Origin of the sequence: Pedobacter sp. FW305-3-2-15-E-R2A2, from assembly GCF_038446955.1 — a bacterium.
Taxonomy (GTDB): Bacteria; Bacteroidota; Bacteroidia; order Sphingobacteriales; family Sphingobacteriaceae; genus Pedobacter.
On sequence record NZ_CP151803.1, the window covers coordinates 4,615,879 to 4,630,528 of the forward strand.

The window sequence follows — 14,650 nt, forward strand, 5'->3', positions numbered from 1 at the left end:
AGCCTATTGATTTGCTTTCGCCCATTTCCTAAGGTCGGTAATCGCATCCAGCAATACCCCTGCCTCACCGCGAAAATCCCCGGAACCTTTAGGCTCACCGGTTCGGACTTCATACCATTCGTAGAAACCTTTGTTTTTAAGTACTCTTTCCAGCATGGGATCTAATTCTGTATAGGCCTCCTGTATAAAATTATACTTGCTGAGTCCCAGAATAAAACGACCGCCAAACCAGGTCCAGTCTCCCCCGTTCTGATAGACATAAGGTGCCATATTCGGAAATTCTTTCAATGGATAAGGTGGAAAAACCGTCATTCCTATCGTGGCATGTTTCTCCTTTGAAGCTGCATTTACCAGCTGTTTATTAATGACCGCAATCTCCGCAGGCGTATTCAATCCAGCTAAGATGGCGCAGGCGCTCCCTCCGGAATACAACAACTCTTCCTCTTTAAAATCCTTACTGAAAGGACTGCCATTTAAATAAATATGAGGAAGGTACTTCCCTTTTGAGGCCAGCCATAAATGCCTGCGGATGTTCTTTTTCAAAGATGCCCCGATTTTGCGCCAGTCCTGCGCTGTTTTAACTCCTTTGGGGCGAATTGCAAGAAAGTCATTGATCGCCATATAGAACATCGCATTGTCATAGACATCAATTGCCCATTTGGTATTCTTATTCAGCAAAACACCATTGCTTCCCGCTTCTGGTTGTACATCTCCCCAATCCATGGTAGTTGCCCCTGTGACCAATCCGTATTTGGCCGACCAGCGTTCTCTCATCAGGAAATTCATCGCCATTTCTATCCGCTCAGTCACCGTCTTCCCGGCAATCTTTTCGGTCATTATGCTACGGTCGCCGGTGATGTCTACATATTTACGGATGGCCTGGATCAGCGAAGTTTCCTGATCGGTTTCTACCGTATTCTTATGTGCTGCAAAATCCGGCGCCAGATCGGAATAAATAAAGCGTTCCGGGTCGTAACTTTTATCCGCCTTTTTCTGTGGGATATAGCCATCTACAATGTTTCCGTCTTTACCTTGGAACTTAAAAAAATAGAGCAGGATATCCTTTACCTTTTCTTTCGGATGGATCCTCAGCGATCCAATGATAAACGTATTGAGGTCCCGGATCCAGATCTCACCATAAGAAGTTCCTGCAGCGAAACCACTGAGCAAACGCAGGGAACGGTTCTCTATGGTATCCAATCTGCTATCTGCAAGTATCCTGGCTGCGAGCGCTTTGTTTTTTACGGTCTGGGCCGACAAAGCTCCCGACAGGAGCAGGAGTAAAAGAAAGGAATAAAGTTTTATTGGTTTCATATTGGTGTGGTATTGGTTTAAATTTCTTTCCATAGATGTCGCTTCTTTTCCTGGATCTGAAGAATCAGTTCTGCAAACAAAGTGTTTGCCCATGCGAACCATTTTCTGGTAAAGTTTGAAGGGTCATCTTTATGAAAACTTTCATGAATAAAGCCCGTTCCTGCATGGGTATCAATCAGCATTTTTACGGCCGCTGTGATTTCCGCATCCTGGTTACTGGTCAGTGCACGTGTAATGATGCTCAACGGCCAGATCATATCGATCCCGGAATGAGGACTTCCAATACTTTCCGCGCGCGCCGACTTAAAGAAAAAAGGATTGGCAGCAGAAAGAATCAGCGCTCTCGTTCGCTGGTAGACCGGATCATTTGCTTCCACCGCATTCAGATATGGGAGGGATAATAAACTCGGCGTCCCCGCGTCGTCCATGATGTTAAAACTTCCAAAACCGTTCACTTCATAAGCATAGACCTCTCCAAAATCCGGATGTTTTACAATTCCATATTTTTGTATGGCCCCCGCAACTTCATCCGCAAGTGCCAGGCAGTCATTCCCCAATGTCTCATCTTTGTATACTTTAAAAAGAATTTCCGCCGATTGCCTCAAGCTAACCACCGCAAAGAAATTTGCCGGGATCAAAAAGGGGAATATCGCCGCATCATCGCTGGCCCTGAAACTCGAACAGATCAGGCCTACCGGCTTCACCGGATATCCATATCCGCCCAGTGGTACTCCATCTGTGGCCCAGGAAGTTTTCCTTTGAAAAGAGTATGGGCCTTTTCCTGTTTTCTTTTGTTGCTCCCGGAAAGTCTGAACAGTGAGCCGGACCGATTCTTTCCAATCCTTGCCAAAACACTGTACATCGCCAGTGGTTTTCCAATATTTATAGGCCAGTCTGACTGGAAAACAAAGCGAATCAATTTCCCATTTCCGCTCATGAATCCCCGGTTGCATGGCAGTAATGTCATCTTTCCATTCGCTGATCTTGGTTTCGTCCTTGTAAAAAGCATTGGCATAAGGATCTTTAAGAATACACTTTACCTGCCTGTTGATGACTCCTGCAAGAAGTTGTCTGAGTTTAGGGTCCTTTGCTGCGAGGGGGACATATGGCCAGACCTGTTCTGTACTGTCTCTTAGCCACATGGCATCAATATCGCCGGTAATCACATAAGTGTCCGGAACTCCGTTTTTCAGCTCATGGTATACCGTCGTATCCAGGGTATTGGGAAAACAATTTTCAAACATCCAGGCCAGCTCCTTATTGGGCAAGGCCTTTTTCATGTTTTTAATCGTCGCCTCTACCGCTTCACTGGTAAAATGTCTTGCTGATAATGCAGGTCGCCTGCTGATAAAATCGGGTTTTCCAATGGTAAATGCATCCAAAGATGGCAACAGCATCCCTGCGCCAAGGATACTGCCTGTTTTAATAAAGTCTCTTCGTGTGTTCATACGGTTATAGAATGGCTGCTGGTTATCTGCAAATATAATTTATATGTCCATATGTATATACATAATACTAAAGTATTTTTTATTCCACAGCATGATCCCCTAATTTGTGCGACAAAGAAGGGGCTGGAAATAAAAGAATATTTAAGGCTGAGACTCAGGGATTAACCTGAGCTGGCTCAGATCTGGAAGGTACTTCCTTCCTGAGCCAGCTGTGTATTTTCAAAAGCCGAGACGGCTTCCTCTAATAAGGGCTGTAAGGTCTTGTATCTGGAAGAAAAATGTCCGATGATCAGTTTCTTTGCCCCGGTGGTTATTGCGGTCTCAGCGGCCTGTAAAGCCGTCGTATGATGTGTTTGATTCGCCCGTTCCAGCATTTCATGTAAGAAGGTTGCTTCGTGGTACAGGGTGTTACAATCTTTGATCTCTTCGAAATAGCTGCCATCACAAAGGGTATCCGAACAATAAGCATATTTCCGGGGCTCATCTGAGTCCGTCGTATAATCTTTGTTCAGGAGCACCGTTCCATCCGGTAAAGTCAGGTCTACCCCTCTTTTCAATAAAGGGTAATATTCCAACGGGATATTTTCTTCCTCCAGCTTTTCTACGATTACTTTACGCAATCGTTTCTTTTCTTTGAAGACGAAGCCGGTACATGGAATCCGGTGGTTGAGTACAATTGTAGATACGGTCAGGTCTGAGTTTTCAAAAATCAGCTGAGGCTCGTCTGCAGTGATCGGTACAAATTCCAAAGGATAACGGAGCACCGTTTCAGAATGTTTAAACTGAAGGTCCAGAATCTCCATTAAAGCTGCAGGGCCAAAGATCTTAATCGGCTTGATTCTTCCATTCAAATGCATGGTCGAAAGCAATCCGATCAATCCGAAATAATGATCTCCGTGAAGGTGGCTGATGAATACAAAATCTATTTTACTTGCTTTAAAACCATACTTGATCAATTGCTGCTGGGTTCCTTCCCCGCAATCGATCAGGTAAAACTTTTCATTACAGTTTAAAAGCTGGGCACTTGGATTTCTATTGTATACGGGTGTAGCAGAGCTGCTACCTAAAATAGTAACCTCAAACTTCATTAACCTTTATCTACGCTCCCCAACAATTCTTTCTCAATTTCTTCCATAAAGATCAGGTCTTCGGCTTCTTTCAGTTTCGACACGATGGTCAATGACTGATCCAGGCTCGACATTTCCAGTATTTTAGCAACAACGCCATTTATTCCGGTAAGGATAAACAAACCGTTTGCTTTTTTACATAGACGGTCTCCTACCAGCAAACTGCTCAGATCCTGAGAGTCATTGCATTCTTTTACGGCGGATAAATCCAGAACGATATTATGGTAACCTTCTGCGTTCAATAAAATGAACTCAGATTTTAACTTAGGGGTATTGTCGTTGGTGAACTTAGATTCTCTAAGTTTAAGAACAACATACTTTTCGTGCTTGTCAACTGAAAATTTCATGATATTGATTTATTTATTTGTGTTGCTAAAGTAATTAATTTTATCTGTTTTAGTAAGGATTGACTGAATAATTCCTTCTGAAAGGATGCAATCCGGTTCGGTTGGTTGATATAACGGTCGTCATCCGATGGTTAGGAATGACGACCGCTGATTTTAAAAACAGGTTTTAGTTTGCTAAAAGCCCGTTTAAAGAATTGACTACATTTTCTTCAATTCGCTTAACCACATCTGCGCTTTCATTTTTAACGAAAGTATCACCAGTGATCTGCTCATAAAGCTCGATATAACGCTCAGAGATGGAGTTTACAATCTCCGGAGTCATCACCGGAATGCTTTGTCCGTCTTTACCCTGGAAACCGTTTTCGATTAACCATTTACGGACAAACTCTTTTGACAATTGTTTCTGCGGCTCATCTGCTGCCTGTCTGTCTGCATATCCTTCCGCATAAAAATAACGGGAAGAGTCCGGGGTATGGATTTCATCAATCAGGAAGATCTCTGCACCTACTTTTCCGAATTCATATTTAGTATCAACCAGGATCAGTCCACGTTCTGCCGCCATTTGTACACCACGCTCATAAAGCGCATAAGTATAGGCTTCCAGCTGCGTATAATCTTCAATGGAAACGATTCCCTGGGCTAAAATATCTTCCCTGGAAATGTCTTCATCATGTCCTACCGCTGCTTTTGTAGTTGGGGTGATGATGGGCTGAGGCAGTTTATCATTTTCTTTCAGTCCTTCCGGCAAAGCTACTCCGCACACACTGCGTCTACCTGCACTGTATTCTCTCCATGCATGTCCTGCCAGGTAACCTCTCACGACCATTTCCACCTTAAAAGGCTCACAGATCCTTCCAATCGTCACCATTTCATCCGGAACAGCGATCACCCAGTTGGGAACGATGTCTTTCGTGGCATTCAGGAATTTCGCTGCAATCTGGTTCAGCACCTGTCCTTTGAAAGGAATTGCTTCCGGCAATACCACATCAAATGCAGAGATCCTGTCGGTTACGACCATCGCCATAAACTGATTGTTGATCGTGTATACGTCACGCACTTTTCCCTTGTAAAAATTGGTTTGCTTTGGAAAGCTAAAATTTGTTTCTTTAATTGCTGTCATGGTATTTGCCAAAGAGCTGTTGTTATTTGTTCTTAAATTATTGGATATCGCCGTAGGCTTTCAAAATTCTTTTTACCAGTTTATGCCGCACTACATCTTCCCCCGTCAGGTAAATAATTTCAATTCCGGGAATATCGTCTAAGATCCTCAGGGCATTGTGCAGTCCGGACATTTGTTTCTTAGGCAAATCGATCTGGGTAATGTCGCCGGTTACAATAAACTTGGCAGATGGCCCCATCCGGGTGAGGAACATTTTCAGCTGAAGGTCAGTTGAATTCTGGGCCTCATCGAGGATCACAAAACAGTTATCCAGGGTTCTGCCACGCATGAATGCCAAAGGGGCAATCTCTATGGTTCTGTTTTCCAGATAAAGTTTCAGTTTCTCTGCCGGGATCATATCATCCAGGGCATCATATAAGGGACGAAGGTATGGATCTACTTTTTCCTTCAGGTCACCTGGCAAAAAGCCCAGGCTCTCCCCTGCTTCTACCGCAGGTCTGGTTAAAATGATCCTTTTAATTTCTTTATTTTTCAGTGCTCTGACGGCAAGTGCCACCGCAGTATAGGTTTTTCCTGTTCCGGCAGGGCCGATCGCAAAAAGCACATCGTTTTTAACGATGCTGTCTACCATACGTCTCTGGTTGGCTGTTCTGGCTTTCACCATTAAACCGTTGGTACCAAATACGATCACTTCACCTCCACCACTACCTCCGGCAGGAGCGGCCTTTTCAGCTGTTCCATTTTCCGAAGCAGGACTTGCTTTCTTAGAAAGAAGGATAGATTCGACATCACTGGCCGTTAATGTGCTATACTGCTCCAGCTGATTTAGCAACAGCGTATATTTCTGCTCAAAAACTTTAAGCTCTTTCTCATCACCCAATACTTTCAGTTCATTGCCCCTGGCCACAACTTTAAGTTTCGGAAAAGCATTCTTAATGATCTCGTAGTGCTCATTGTTTGCGCCCCAAAACTGTAGCGGATCTACCGATTCTAATGTTAATTTAAGTTCGTTCAAAATATTGTTTTTTAGATAGAGGTGTATATTTTGATATAAAAATTGAATATTTGTACGCGATTTGCCGCTTACGCAAGATTAAGAATAAATATTCAATTTTTAATGGCCATTATTACATTAACGACAGATTTAGGTTCGAAAGATTTTTACCAGGCTGCCCTCAAAGGCAGTATCCTGAGTATCTTGCCGACGGCCAATATTGTTGATGTGACACATGAGGTTCCGTCTTTCAATATTTCTTATGCGGCCTTCGTTTTAAAGAACGTCTATCCTTATTTCCCTAAAGGTACTGTGCACCTGATCGGTATCGATTCTGTGTTCAGTGAAAACACGAGATATATTGCCCTGAAATACAGAGATCATTATTTTGTAGGTGCAGACAACGGGATTTTTTCTTTATTATTTGAAGAGATGCCGGATGAGATTGTAGAGCTGAACATCATGCAGGACCTGAAATATCTTCATTTTCCTTTGGTAGATATTTTCGTAAAAGCGGCCATTCATCTTGCCAAAGGCGGCAGGTTAAGGGACATCGGAATGCCGACCGACAGTGTAGAGGAACGCATGTTGCTAAACCCTGTAATTGAGCGGGATATCATCCGTGGAAGCGTCATTTATATCGATACTTTTTCCAACGTCATCACCAACATTACGAAAGAATTGTTCACGAAGATCCAGCGGAACCGGGACTTCACTTTGTACTTCAGAAAAAGTGAAACGATCACCCAGCTGAGCTGGCATTACAATGAGGTTCCTGAAGGGGAGAAACTCTGTCTTTTTGGCATCAGTAACCACCTGGAAATCGCCATTAACAAGGGAAAAGCAAGCGGTTTGCTGGGCTTACACCTGAGCGATATTGTCAGGGTTGAATTTCATCCTTAAAAAATAATTTCATGCTGATCCGTCTGGTAAAAATGCATTTCTCCCCGGCTTTTGTCGCAGAGTTTAAAGAAACCTTCAAAACGGTACAACCTAGAATTGCCGCATTTAAAGGCTGTAGCGCCGTTCAATTGCTACAGGACAACGCAGACCCCAATGTATTCTTTACCATCAGCCACTGGGCAGATGAGCAGCATCTGGAGGACTATCGCCGCTCGCTCCTCTTCCGTGAGACCTGGGCGGTGGTCAAACCGAACTTCCAGTCTAAAGCTGAGGCATGGAGTTTGCTAAGTCCTTAGAAACACCTACAATGATCAAAAATTTATTGCTTCTCCTGCTACTTGGATTTAGTCTCCAGGCAGCTGCCTATCAAAGTGACACCAGTGCCTACCAGATTCAGCGCTTAAAGATCAACGGATTGCTCGCAGAGCGAAGCGAGCGCTTTGGACAATACGACCAGAGTTTAGATGCGAGAACCGGAATTTTCGGTTTTCAAACCAAAAGAGACATTAAGAACTCCAATGAGATCCTGCGTCAGATTGTACTCAACGACAATAACATCTTTAAGGAACTTAAAATACTGATGGATTATAAAGATCAGGAGGTGAAAGAAGTGATCAGTACGGCCAATACCACCAACAGCAGAATTCAGGCTTACATGCTTTCTATCAAGAAATTACAAGACCAGAATCAATTCCTGAAAAAGGAAGCACAGCAAGCAGAAAAAGGCAAAACCTTGTATGTTTATGCGATTATATTTTTGATATTGGCACTTGGCGGAACGGTCTTTGTGCTCCTTAAGAAAATGAAGAAGATTTAAGATGAAAACATCACTTTTCAAAATGCTGGCGAAGGTCAATAAAGTGGTCCTTCCCAGCCTGTATAAAAAGGACCCAATGAAGCTCAGTACGCTACAAAAAGCGATACTCGGTTACCGGTATTGGGTCCTGACAAATTCGCTTCGCTAGTTGAAATAATTGGTCAGCAGTCCGACCAGGAATTTTGGCTCTACCCAGGTAGACTTCGGAGGCATTACCCCATCCGCTTCTGCAACTGCGATCACTTGCGCTACAGAAGTAGGAAACAAGGTAAAAGCAATGGCATACAGCCCGTTATCCACTTTATTCTGCAAAGCCAGGACATCCGTTCTTCCACCCTCAAAAGTAATTCTTGCATCCGTTCTCGGGTCCTTAATTCCCAACAATGGCTCCAGAATAAAATCCTGTAAGATACTGACATCCAAGACCGAAACCGGATCATTGGCATCATAAATGGAAGGCTTAGGACTTAAAACATACCATTGGCCATTAAAGTACATTCCGATTTCATGTAACGCTCCGGGTTTCACCGGCTGCTTCGATGTTTTAACCTCAAAACAATCGTTCAGCGCTGCCATAAATTGCTCCGCCGTCCATGTTCCAAGATCCCGCACCAGTCTGTTAAATTCCAGCACTTTCACCTCAGCAGTATTCATATAGACGGTTGTGAAGTAATTATAGAGTTCCGAACCATCGTGCTTAGCCCCTTTCAAAGCTTGCTTCTGGAGGCCCATTTTAGCCATAGAAGCCGCCCGATGGTGACCATCAGCAATATATACAGAAGGGATGGCCTGAAATGCAGTCACCATTTTCTCCAGATCGGCAGTTTCGGTGATTGCCCATACCCGATGCTGACTTTGATCCGCAAAAGTAAAATCGAGGTCCGGAGTTAAAGCGGTATATTTTGCGGTCAGCCCATCGATCACCTGATCAGGATGGTAAGTAATCAGGACAGGGTTGGCATCCAGTCCGGTTTGCTGTAAATAATCGGCCAGCAATTTTTCCCTGCGTTCTACGGTAGATTCGTGTTTTTTGATCCTTCCTTCCAGGTAATCATGGATGTGAGTAAGCGTCCAGATGCCAGTCTGACATAAGCCATCGTGTTCCACCTGATACACATAAATTGCCGGTTGGGTTTCTCTTACGAGGTAATGATGCTCCAGAAAGCCTTCGAAATTCTCCGCGATCTTTTTGAAAATCAGCTCCTGTCGCGTTCCTCTGAGGTATGGATTATCCAGTTCCGGATTAATAAGGTGCAGGAAACTGCAGTTATTTTCGGACGCAATTAAGCGGGCTTCACCCGTTCCATAGTTTTCCAACGGACGGGTTACCACCTTTGACTGGAGGTGTACTGCAGGTTTTAAACCACAGAAAGGCTTTATATTTGGCATAGGATGGATTGGGAAATGAGGCACCCTTTTCGTTCGGGTGCCTCATTAAAAGCTATTTATTAAAATGCTCAATAATTAATGTAGCAAGTTCAACACCGATACGCTCCTGCGCTTCGTTTGTTGCCGCACCGATATGCGGTGTTAAAGAGATCTTTGCATGTTGTAAGATCGCAGTCGAAGGTGTAGGTTCGTTATCGAATACATCTAAACCTGCAAAAGCAACTTTACCACTATCTAACGCAGCGATTAATGCCGCTTCGTCTATCGTTCCACCTCTTGAACAGTTCACCACACCCGCACCGGCTTTCATTTTTTCAAATTCTTCGGCACCTAAGATTGGTTTATCTGCAAATGGCGTATGTAAACTGATGAAATCGCTATTGCTGATCACTTCTTCCAGGGAAACTGTTTTCACCGGAATGTCTACTTTAATGCCACCCTGAAGGTTTAAGGTCAGGTTTCCTTCAAAAGGGAAAAGGTCATAAGCCAGAACATTCATTCCCAGGCCTAAAGCTACTGTTGCTGTTTCTCTTCCGATTCTGCCGAAACCGATGATACCGATTGTTTTACCTCTCAGTTCCACCCCTTTGGCATACGCCTTTTTTAACGCATTGAATTTAGTATCCCCTTCAACAGGCATTTTTCTGTTGGCGTCCTGTAAAAAACGAACACCAGTGAATAAATGCGCAAATACCAGTTCTGCTACAGAAAGTGAAGAAGCTGCCGGAGTATTGATTACGGCAAGGCCTTTAGCTCTTGCATAATCCACATCAATATTGTCCATTCCTACTCCACCTCTACCGATCAGTTTCAGGTTTGGACATTGATCGATCAGTTCCTGGCGTACTTTTGTTGCGCTACGTACCGTAATCGCATCGTAATTCTGTAAAGCATCAGCTAATTTATCCTGGGCAACAGTTTCTGTATCTACGACAAAACCTGCCTGCTCTAACAGGGATTTACCGATGGGATCTATTCCATCGTTTGCAAGTATCTTAATCATCAATTTATATTTTATTGGTGTTTTTCAGCAAAAATCTGCATTAATTCAATTAAAGTATGTACGCTGGTAATAGGAAGCGCATTGTACATCGAAGCTCTGAAACCGCCCACACTTCTGTGACCTTTGATTCCTTCGATTCCATTTTCTTCCGCGTACTTTAAGAACGGTTTTTCCAGTTCCGGGTTTTCCATTACGAAGCAGATGTTCATTCTGGAACGGTCTTCTACTGCGCAGGTACCTTTGAACAATGGATTTCTATCGATCTCTGTATATAAAGCTTTCGCTTTGGCAATGTTTTCTTTTTCAATTTCCGCTACGCCACCTTTAGATTTCAACCATCTCAGGTTCAGCATTGCGACATAAATAGAGAATACCGGCGGGGTGTTGTACATAGAACCACCTTCGATATGCACTTTATAATCCAGCATAGAAGGGATTTTTCTACCTGTTTTACCCAGGATCTCATCTTTCACGATCACTACGGTTAAACCGGCAGGGCCGATATTTTTTTGTGCACCAGCATAGATCAGGTCGTACTGGGCAACATCAATCACACGGCTCATGATGTCTGATGACATGTCACAAACTACAGGAACTTTTGTTTCAGGCAGGCTGAACATCTCTGTTCCATAAATGGTGTTGTTCGAGGTGCAATGGAAATAAGCACTATCTTCAGGGATGCTATAGTCTTTAGGAACAAAGGTATAGTTCGATGATTTTGAGGAAGCTACAATGTTAGCAGTTCCAAAAGTAGCGACTTCTTTAATCGCTTTGTTTGCCCATACTCCTGTCTCCAGGTAACTGGCTGTTTGGCCTTCAGGCAATAGGTTCATAGGAACCATTGCAAATTGCAAACTCGCACCACCTTGTAAAAAGAGAACGGAATAACCGGCAGGAACATTTAACAATTCTTTAACCAACTTCCCGGCCTCTTCAACTACACCTTCAAATTCAGGTGTACGGTGAGAGATCTCCAGAATAGACAAGCCGTCTTTAAAATCAAGTACTGCTTGTGATGCTTGCTTGAAAACTTCCTGTGGTAGGATACAGGGTCCAGCGCCGAAATTATGTCTCATTTTTATGTTATTTTTATTAGTTGTAAATGTAATATTTTCTGTGGTTTATTATTTCGAATTTTTAAACTTAATGATCAGTTTCAGGTTGATTCGTCTGCCCGTTAAATAATTAGGTATGGCATATTGAACGTTATTCAGGTCCTTTAGCCAAAGGTAGGAGACGGTATTGTCGATATTCAAAAGGTTAAACACTTCCGCATAAAGGGCACAGGAGCTAAAATATTTATCCAGAAATCCGGGTTTTCTTAAAGCGGCATCATCCAGGAAGTCTTTGGAGAAACCAATGTCTATTCTTTTATAAGCAGGGACATGAAAATTGTCCGTATAGCGATCTGAAGAAGGTGCACCGATTGGTAATTTTGATCCATAGAGCAGGTTAAGGTGTACTTTATACGTCGGACTATTGAGCAAGCGGTCCTGAAAATAGGCAGAGAAATTAACCAGCTGATCGGTTGGACGCTTCAGGAAGCCCTGCGGGTCCTTCTCTATCTGCTGTCTTGCCTGCATGACCGACAGCCTGAAATGAGAAACCAGGTCTTTCACAAACTCTCCGCCGATGCTGAAATCTGCCCCATAGGTATATCCTTTTGCCATTTCTGTGGCCAGGTACTTGATCCGTACATTGTCCATCATATAAGGAATCAGCCTGTCCTGGTATTTAAAATAAGCTTCTGTACTAAATTTCAGTCTTGTTCCCAAGCCATCAAAAGCATAATCCATTCCTGCAGAGGTGTTGTAAGACCTTTGGGCCTTTTGATTCCCGTTCAGCTGCCCCTCAAAATCCCTGATGCTTCTATAATCCGGCGCTTGCTGGTAAACGCCAGCGCTCCACCTGAAAATCTTGTTGTTACCCTGAGGACGGTAAGCCAGCAGTAAACGCGGACTAAGCAGCAATTGACTACTCAGGCTATTGTAGTTGGCCCTCAGCCCCAGCTGAAGGTCTGTATGTGGAGAAAGGCTATAACTGTCCTGGACATAAGCGCTGTAATATTGGATATCCAGCTTATTTTTAACGTCAATAGCTGGTCCTCCATAAAAACTGTTTACACCCGAAGAATCGATCAGGCTGTACTCGTTGAGCTGATCGCGATAGCTTTTATATTCGAAGCGCAATCCCCAGGAAAAAGTATGGTTATTAAAGGTCTGATCTCCTTTGAACTCAGAGCTAAAACTTTGGGAACGCAGTTTATTGTCTGCAAATGTAAAATACCCTCCCCTGCCTTTATCAATGGCAGATCCTCCTGTTCCTGGTTTCACAAGATCAGGGCTCAGTTCCCTTAAAAAATAGGCGCCCTGAATGTGTATATTTTCTGTTTCCAGGCTATTGAAATAGCTGTTGATCCATTTCATCACCAGATTTGGCTTTGGCGTATACAAGGCGGTTATCGCTCCTCCGAATGTCTGATAATCGTCTACCTCCTGACCATCATAACCGACATTTAGCCGCACCGTTCTGCTTAAGGTCCCGAACTCAGTCTGGCGACTTTCGGGAATGAGCTTAAAGGTTCCACTATTCAAATTTCCTAAAAAATTAAGGCTGAACTTCGGAGAGAGTTCCTGTTGGAAAATCAGTTGTGCATCCGTAAAACTCGGGCGGTAACTTCCTTTATTCTCCTGAGTCCCTAAGATCCCTGTATTATTTTTATAGCGCAATCCTGCGAGCAGAAAACTGTGTTGTCTCAACAGCTTGGTACTCAAAGAAGCACCGTTCAACCCTGCAGTTAAGACCGTCTGACTGCTATCAGGCCTTCCGTACTTCACATCCAGAACAGAAGAAAGCTTATCCCCATACCGTGCTTCAAAGCCTCCTGCAGAAAAGCGGGCACTGCTCAGTAAATCACTATTGATGAAGCTCAGCCCTTCCTGTTGTCCGTTTCTGATAAGGATGGGCCGACTGATTTCTATATCGTTTATATAGACCAGGTTTTCGTCGAAATTACCACCTCTGACACTATACTGAGCACTCAGTTCATTGTTTGCAGATACGCCCGGTAAAGTCTTAAGTATCGCTTCAAAATTCCCCGAGGGAGATGGCATGGCCGGGATTCCGGCAATATTTATGGTGTTACTGTTACTGAGTTGATTTTGTCTGCTTGTAATCCTGACTTGTTCCAGTTCATTGCTGCTTTCGCTCAGCCTGACATCCTGAATCAGTCGCCCGGCCTTATCATGGTGGATGCTGATCAGCACAGGTTTATAGCCCAGCAGGGAATACTTCAACACAAAGGAAGTGCTGGCCGCGTAAATGGTATAGTTGCCTTTTTCATCTGTTAAAGACGATTGATCCTGGCCCAGAATCCTCACGGTCACCTCCTGCAAGGGTTGCTGCAGTTCATTCGTCACCATTCCCGTCACCTTTATTAAAGGTTGCGCCTTCAGCCCTGTAAAACCCAGGAGAAGGATGAAGAGCAACAGGTGGCGTTTCAGCATTTAAACTTTTAGGATACCTGCATTGAGATTTTTTAATTCTGAAATCATTTCTTTTGGAGATGCTGCTGCGAAGATGGCATTTCCGGCTACAAAAGCACTTGCTCCTGCCTGGATTAAATCTCCCAGGTTATGGATGCCTACTCCTCCGTCCACTTCGATGATCAGGTCCGGATTCAGGGCAGCTGCCATTGCTTTCAGCTCTCTTAGTTTATTCAGGGTATTGGGGATAAATTGTTGTCCGCCGAAGCCCGGATTTACGGACATCACCAAGACCAGGTCCAGGTCTGCAAGGATATCTTTTAACAAGGCTACCGGAGTATGTGGATTCAGGGCTACCCCTGCTTTACAACCTGCGGCATGAATCGCCTGTACGGTTCTGTGAAGGTGTGTACACGCTTCATAATGAACGGTGATCACCGTTGCCCCTGCTGCTGCAAAACGTTCGATATACTGATCGGGATTTACGATCATCAAATGTACATCCAGTGGCTTGGTGGCATGTTTTTTTACCGCTTCCATCACTGGAAAACCGAAAGAGATATTGGGCACAAAAACACCATCCATCACATCTACATGGAACCAGTCTGCTTCACTCGAATTGACCATTTCAATATCACGTTGAAGGTTCGCAAAATCAGCGGCAAGTAAGGATGGAGCAATGAGGTGTTTCATGATTAACGGG

15 protein-coding genes are annotated in these 14,650 nt (G+C 43.8%); 4 read left to right on the forward strand and 11 right to left on the reverse strand.

The window, feature by feature from the left end; all coding sequences use genetic code 11:
• Positions 1-3: 3 nt before the first annotated feature.
• From AAFF35_RS18570 to AAFF35_RS18595, 6 genes are all read right to left on the reverse strand, one after another.
• Entirely contained in the window at positions 4-1,314 is a 1,311-nt protein-coding gene (locus AAFF35_RS18570) for a hypothetical protein (protein ID WP_342328028.1), read from the reverse strand.
• 17 nt (positions 1,315-1,331) lie between these two features.
• Positions 1,332-2,762 carry a glycoside hydrolase family 125 protein gene (locus AAFF35_RS18575; RefSeq protein ID WP_342328029.1) on the reverse strand — a complete coding sequence of 477 codons (1,431 nt, stop codon included), beginning with the start codon at positions 2,760-2,762 and terminating at the stop codon, positions 1,332-1,334.
• A gap of 176 nt (positions 2,763-2,938) precedes the next feature.
• Positions 2,939-3,850, reverse strand: coding sequence for a ribonuclease Z (locus AAFF35_RS18580; protein WP_342328030.1), 912 nt, complete (start codon positions 3,848-3,850; stop codon positions 2,939-2,941).
• Positions 3,850-4,236, reverse strand: coding sequence for an STAS domain-containing protein (locus AAFF35_RS18585; protein WP_342328031.1), 387 nt, complete (start codon positions 4,234-4,236; stop codon positions 3,850-3,852). The genes AAFF35_RS18580 and AAFF35_RS18585 overlap by 1 nt, the downstream gene beginning before the upstream one ends.
• A 166-nt stretch (positions 4,237-4,402) precedes the next feature.
• Positions 4,403-5,356 carry a phosphoribosylaminoimidazolesuccinocarboxamide synthase gene (locus tag AAFF35_RS18590; protein ID WP_342328032.1) on the reverse strand — a complete coding sequence of 318 codons (954 nt, stop codon included), beginning with the start codon at positions 5,354-5,356 and terminating at the stop codon, positions 4,403-4,405.
• A gap of 37 nt (positions 5,357-5,393) precedes the next feature.
• On the reverse strand, positions 5,394-6,371 hold the full coding sequence (locus AAFF35_RS18595; RefSeq protein ID WP_342328033.1) for a PhoH family protein: 978 nt from the start codon (positions 6,369-6,371) through the stop codon (positions 5,394-5,396).
• Between the two features lie 102 nt (positions 6,372-6,473).
• Here AAFF35_RS18595 and AAFF35_RS18600 point away from each other — a divergent pair, with 102 nt between their 5' ends.
• The 4 genes from AAFF35_RS18600 to AAFF35_RS18615 are packed head-to-tail and all read left to right on the forward strand — an operon-like array spanning position 6,474 to position 8,218.
• Positions 6,474-7,253 (forward strand): SAM-dependent chlorinase/fluorinase, encoded by a 780-nt coding sequence (locus tag AAFF35_RS18600; protein WP_074604375.1) that lies wholly within the window; start codon positions 6,474-6,476, stop codon positions 7,251-7,253.
• A gap of 11 nt (positions 7,254-7,264) precedes the next feature.
• Positions 7,265-7,549 (forward strand): antibiotic biosynthesis monooxygenase family protein, encoded by a 285-nt coding sequence (locus AAFF35_RS18605; protein WP_342328034.1) that lies wholly within the window; start codon positions 7,265-7,267, stop codon positions 7,547-7,549.
• A gap of 11 nt (positions 7,550-7,560) precedes the next feature.
• Positions 7,561-8,070 (forward strand): hypothetical protein, encoded by a 510-nt coding sequence (locus AAFF35_RS18610; RefSeq protein ID WP_342328035.1) that lies wholly within the window; start codon positions 7,561-7,563, stop codon positions 8,068-8,070.
• A 1-nt stretch (position 8,071) separates the two neighbouring features.
• Positions 8,072-8,218, forward strand: a complete 147-nt coding sequence (locus AAFF35_RS18615; protein WP_342328036.1) for a hypothetical protein — start codon at positions 8,072-8,074, stop codon at positions 8,216-8,218.
• Here AAFF35_RS18615 and AAFF35_RS18620 read toward each other — a convergent pair.
• From AAFF35_RS18620 to rpe, 5 genes are read right to left on the reverse strand one after another with little or no spacing between them, the layout of a single operon-like run.
• On the reverse strand, positions 8,215-9,459 hold the full coding sequence (locus AAFF35_RS18620) for a DUF1015 domain-containing protein (protein WP_342328037.1): 1,245 nt from the start codon (positions 9,457-9,459) through the stop codon (positions 8,215-8,217). The genes AAFF35_RS18615 and AAFF35_RS18620 overlap by 4 nt on opposite strands.
• A 52-nt stretch (positions 9,460-9,511) precedes the next feature.
• Positions 9,512-10,462, reverse strand: a complete 951-nt coding sequence (locus AAFF35_RS18625; protein ID WP_342328038.1) for a D-2-hydroxyacid dehydrogenase — start codon at positions 10,460-10,462, stop codon at positions 9,512-9,514.
• An 11-nt stretch (positions 10,463-10,473) separates the two neighbouring features.
• Positions 10,474-11,538, reverse strand: coding sequence for a 3-phosphoserine/phosphohydroxythreonine transaminase (gene serC, locus AAFF35_RS18630; protein WP_342328039.1), 1,065 nt, complete (start codon positions 11,536-11,538; stop codon positions 10,474-10,476).
• Between the two features lie 48 nt (positions 11,539-11,586).
• Positions 11,587-13,968 carry a carboxypeptidase-like regulatory domain-containing protein gene (locus AAFF35_RS18635; RefSeq protein ID WP_342328040.1) on the reverse strand — a complete coding sequence of 794 codons (2,382 nt, stop codon included), beginning with the start codon at positions 13,966-13,968 and terminating at the stop codon, positions 11,587-11,589.
• A complete protein-coding gene (gene rpe / locus AAFF35_RS18640; protein WP_342328041.1) occupies positions 13,969-14,640 on the reverse strand; it encodes a ribulose-phosphate 3-epimerase in 672 nt (223 codons plus the stop codon).
• Between the last annotated feature and the right edge of the window lie 10 nt (positions 14,641-14,650).

Bases quoted from the DNA above. Each gene is read 5' to 3' on its own strand.
- AAFF35_RS18570 (WP_342328028.1), bottom strand. From the start codon at position 1,314: ATGAAACCAATAAAACTTTATTCCTTTCTTTTACTCCTGCTCCTGTCG.
- AAFF35_RS18575 (WP_342328029.1), bottom strand. From the start codon at position 2,762: ATGAACACACGAAGAGACTTTATTAAAACAGGCAGTATCCTTGGCGCA.
- AAFF35_RS18580 (WP_342328030.1), bottom strand. From the start codon at position 3,850: ATGAAGTTTGAGGTTACTATTTTAGGTAGCAGCTCTGCTACACCCGTA.
- AAFF35_RS18585 (WP_342328031.1), bottom strand. From the start codon at position 4,236: ATGAAATTTTCAGTTGACAAGCACGAAAAGTATGTTGTTCTTAAACTT.
- AAFF35_RS18590 (WP_342328032.1), bottom strand. From the start codon at position 5,356: ATGACAGCAATTAAAGAAACAAATTTTAGCTTTCCAAAGCAAACCAAT.
- AAFF35_RS18600 (WP_074604375.1), top strand. From the start codon at position 6,474: ATGGCCATTATTACATTAACGACAGATTTAGGTTCGAAAGATTTTTAC.
- AAFF35_RS18605 (WP_342328034.1), top strand. From the start codon at position 7,265: ATGCTGATCCGTCTGGTAAAAATGCATTTCTCCCCGGCTTTTGTCGCA.
- AAFF35_RS18610 (WP_342328035.1), top strand. From the start codon at position 7,561: ATGATCAAAAATTTATTGCTTCTCCTGCTACTTGGATTTAGTCTCCAG.
- AAFF35_RS18615 (WP_342328036.1), top strand. From the start codon at position 8,072: ATGAAAACATCACTTTTCAAAATGCTGGCGAAGGTCAATAAAGTGGTC.
- AAFF35_RS18620 (WP_342328037.1), bottom strand. From the start codon at position 9,459: ATGCCAAATATAAAGCCTTTCTGTGGTTTAAAACCTGCAGTACACCTC.
- AAFF35_RS18625 (WP_342328038.1), bottom strand. From the start codon at position 10,462: ATGATTAAGATACTTGCAAACGATGGAATAGATCCCATCGGTAAATCC.
- serC (WP_342328039.1), bottom strand. From the start codon at position 11,538: ATGAGACATAATTTCGGCGCTGGACCCTGTATCCTACCACAGGAAGTT.
- AAFF35_RS18635 (WP_342328040.1), bottom strand. From the start codon at position 13,968: ATGCTGAAACGCCACCTGTTGCTCTTCATCCTTCTCCTGGGTTTTACA.
- rpe (WP_342328041.1), bottom strand. From the start codon at position 14,640: ATGAAACACCTCATTGCTCCATCCTTACTTGCCGCTGATTTTGCGAAC.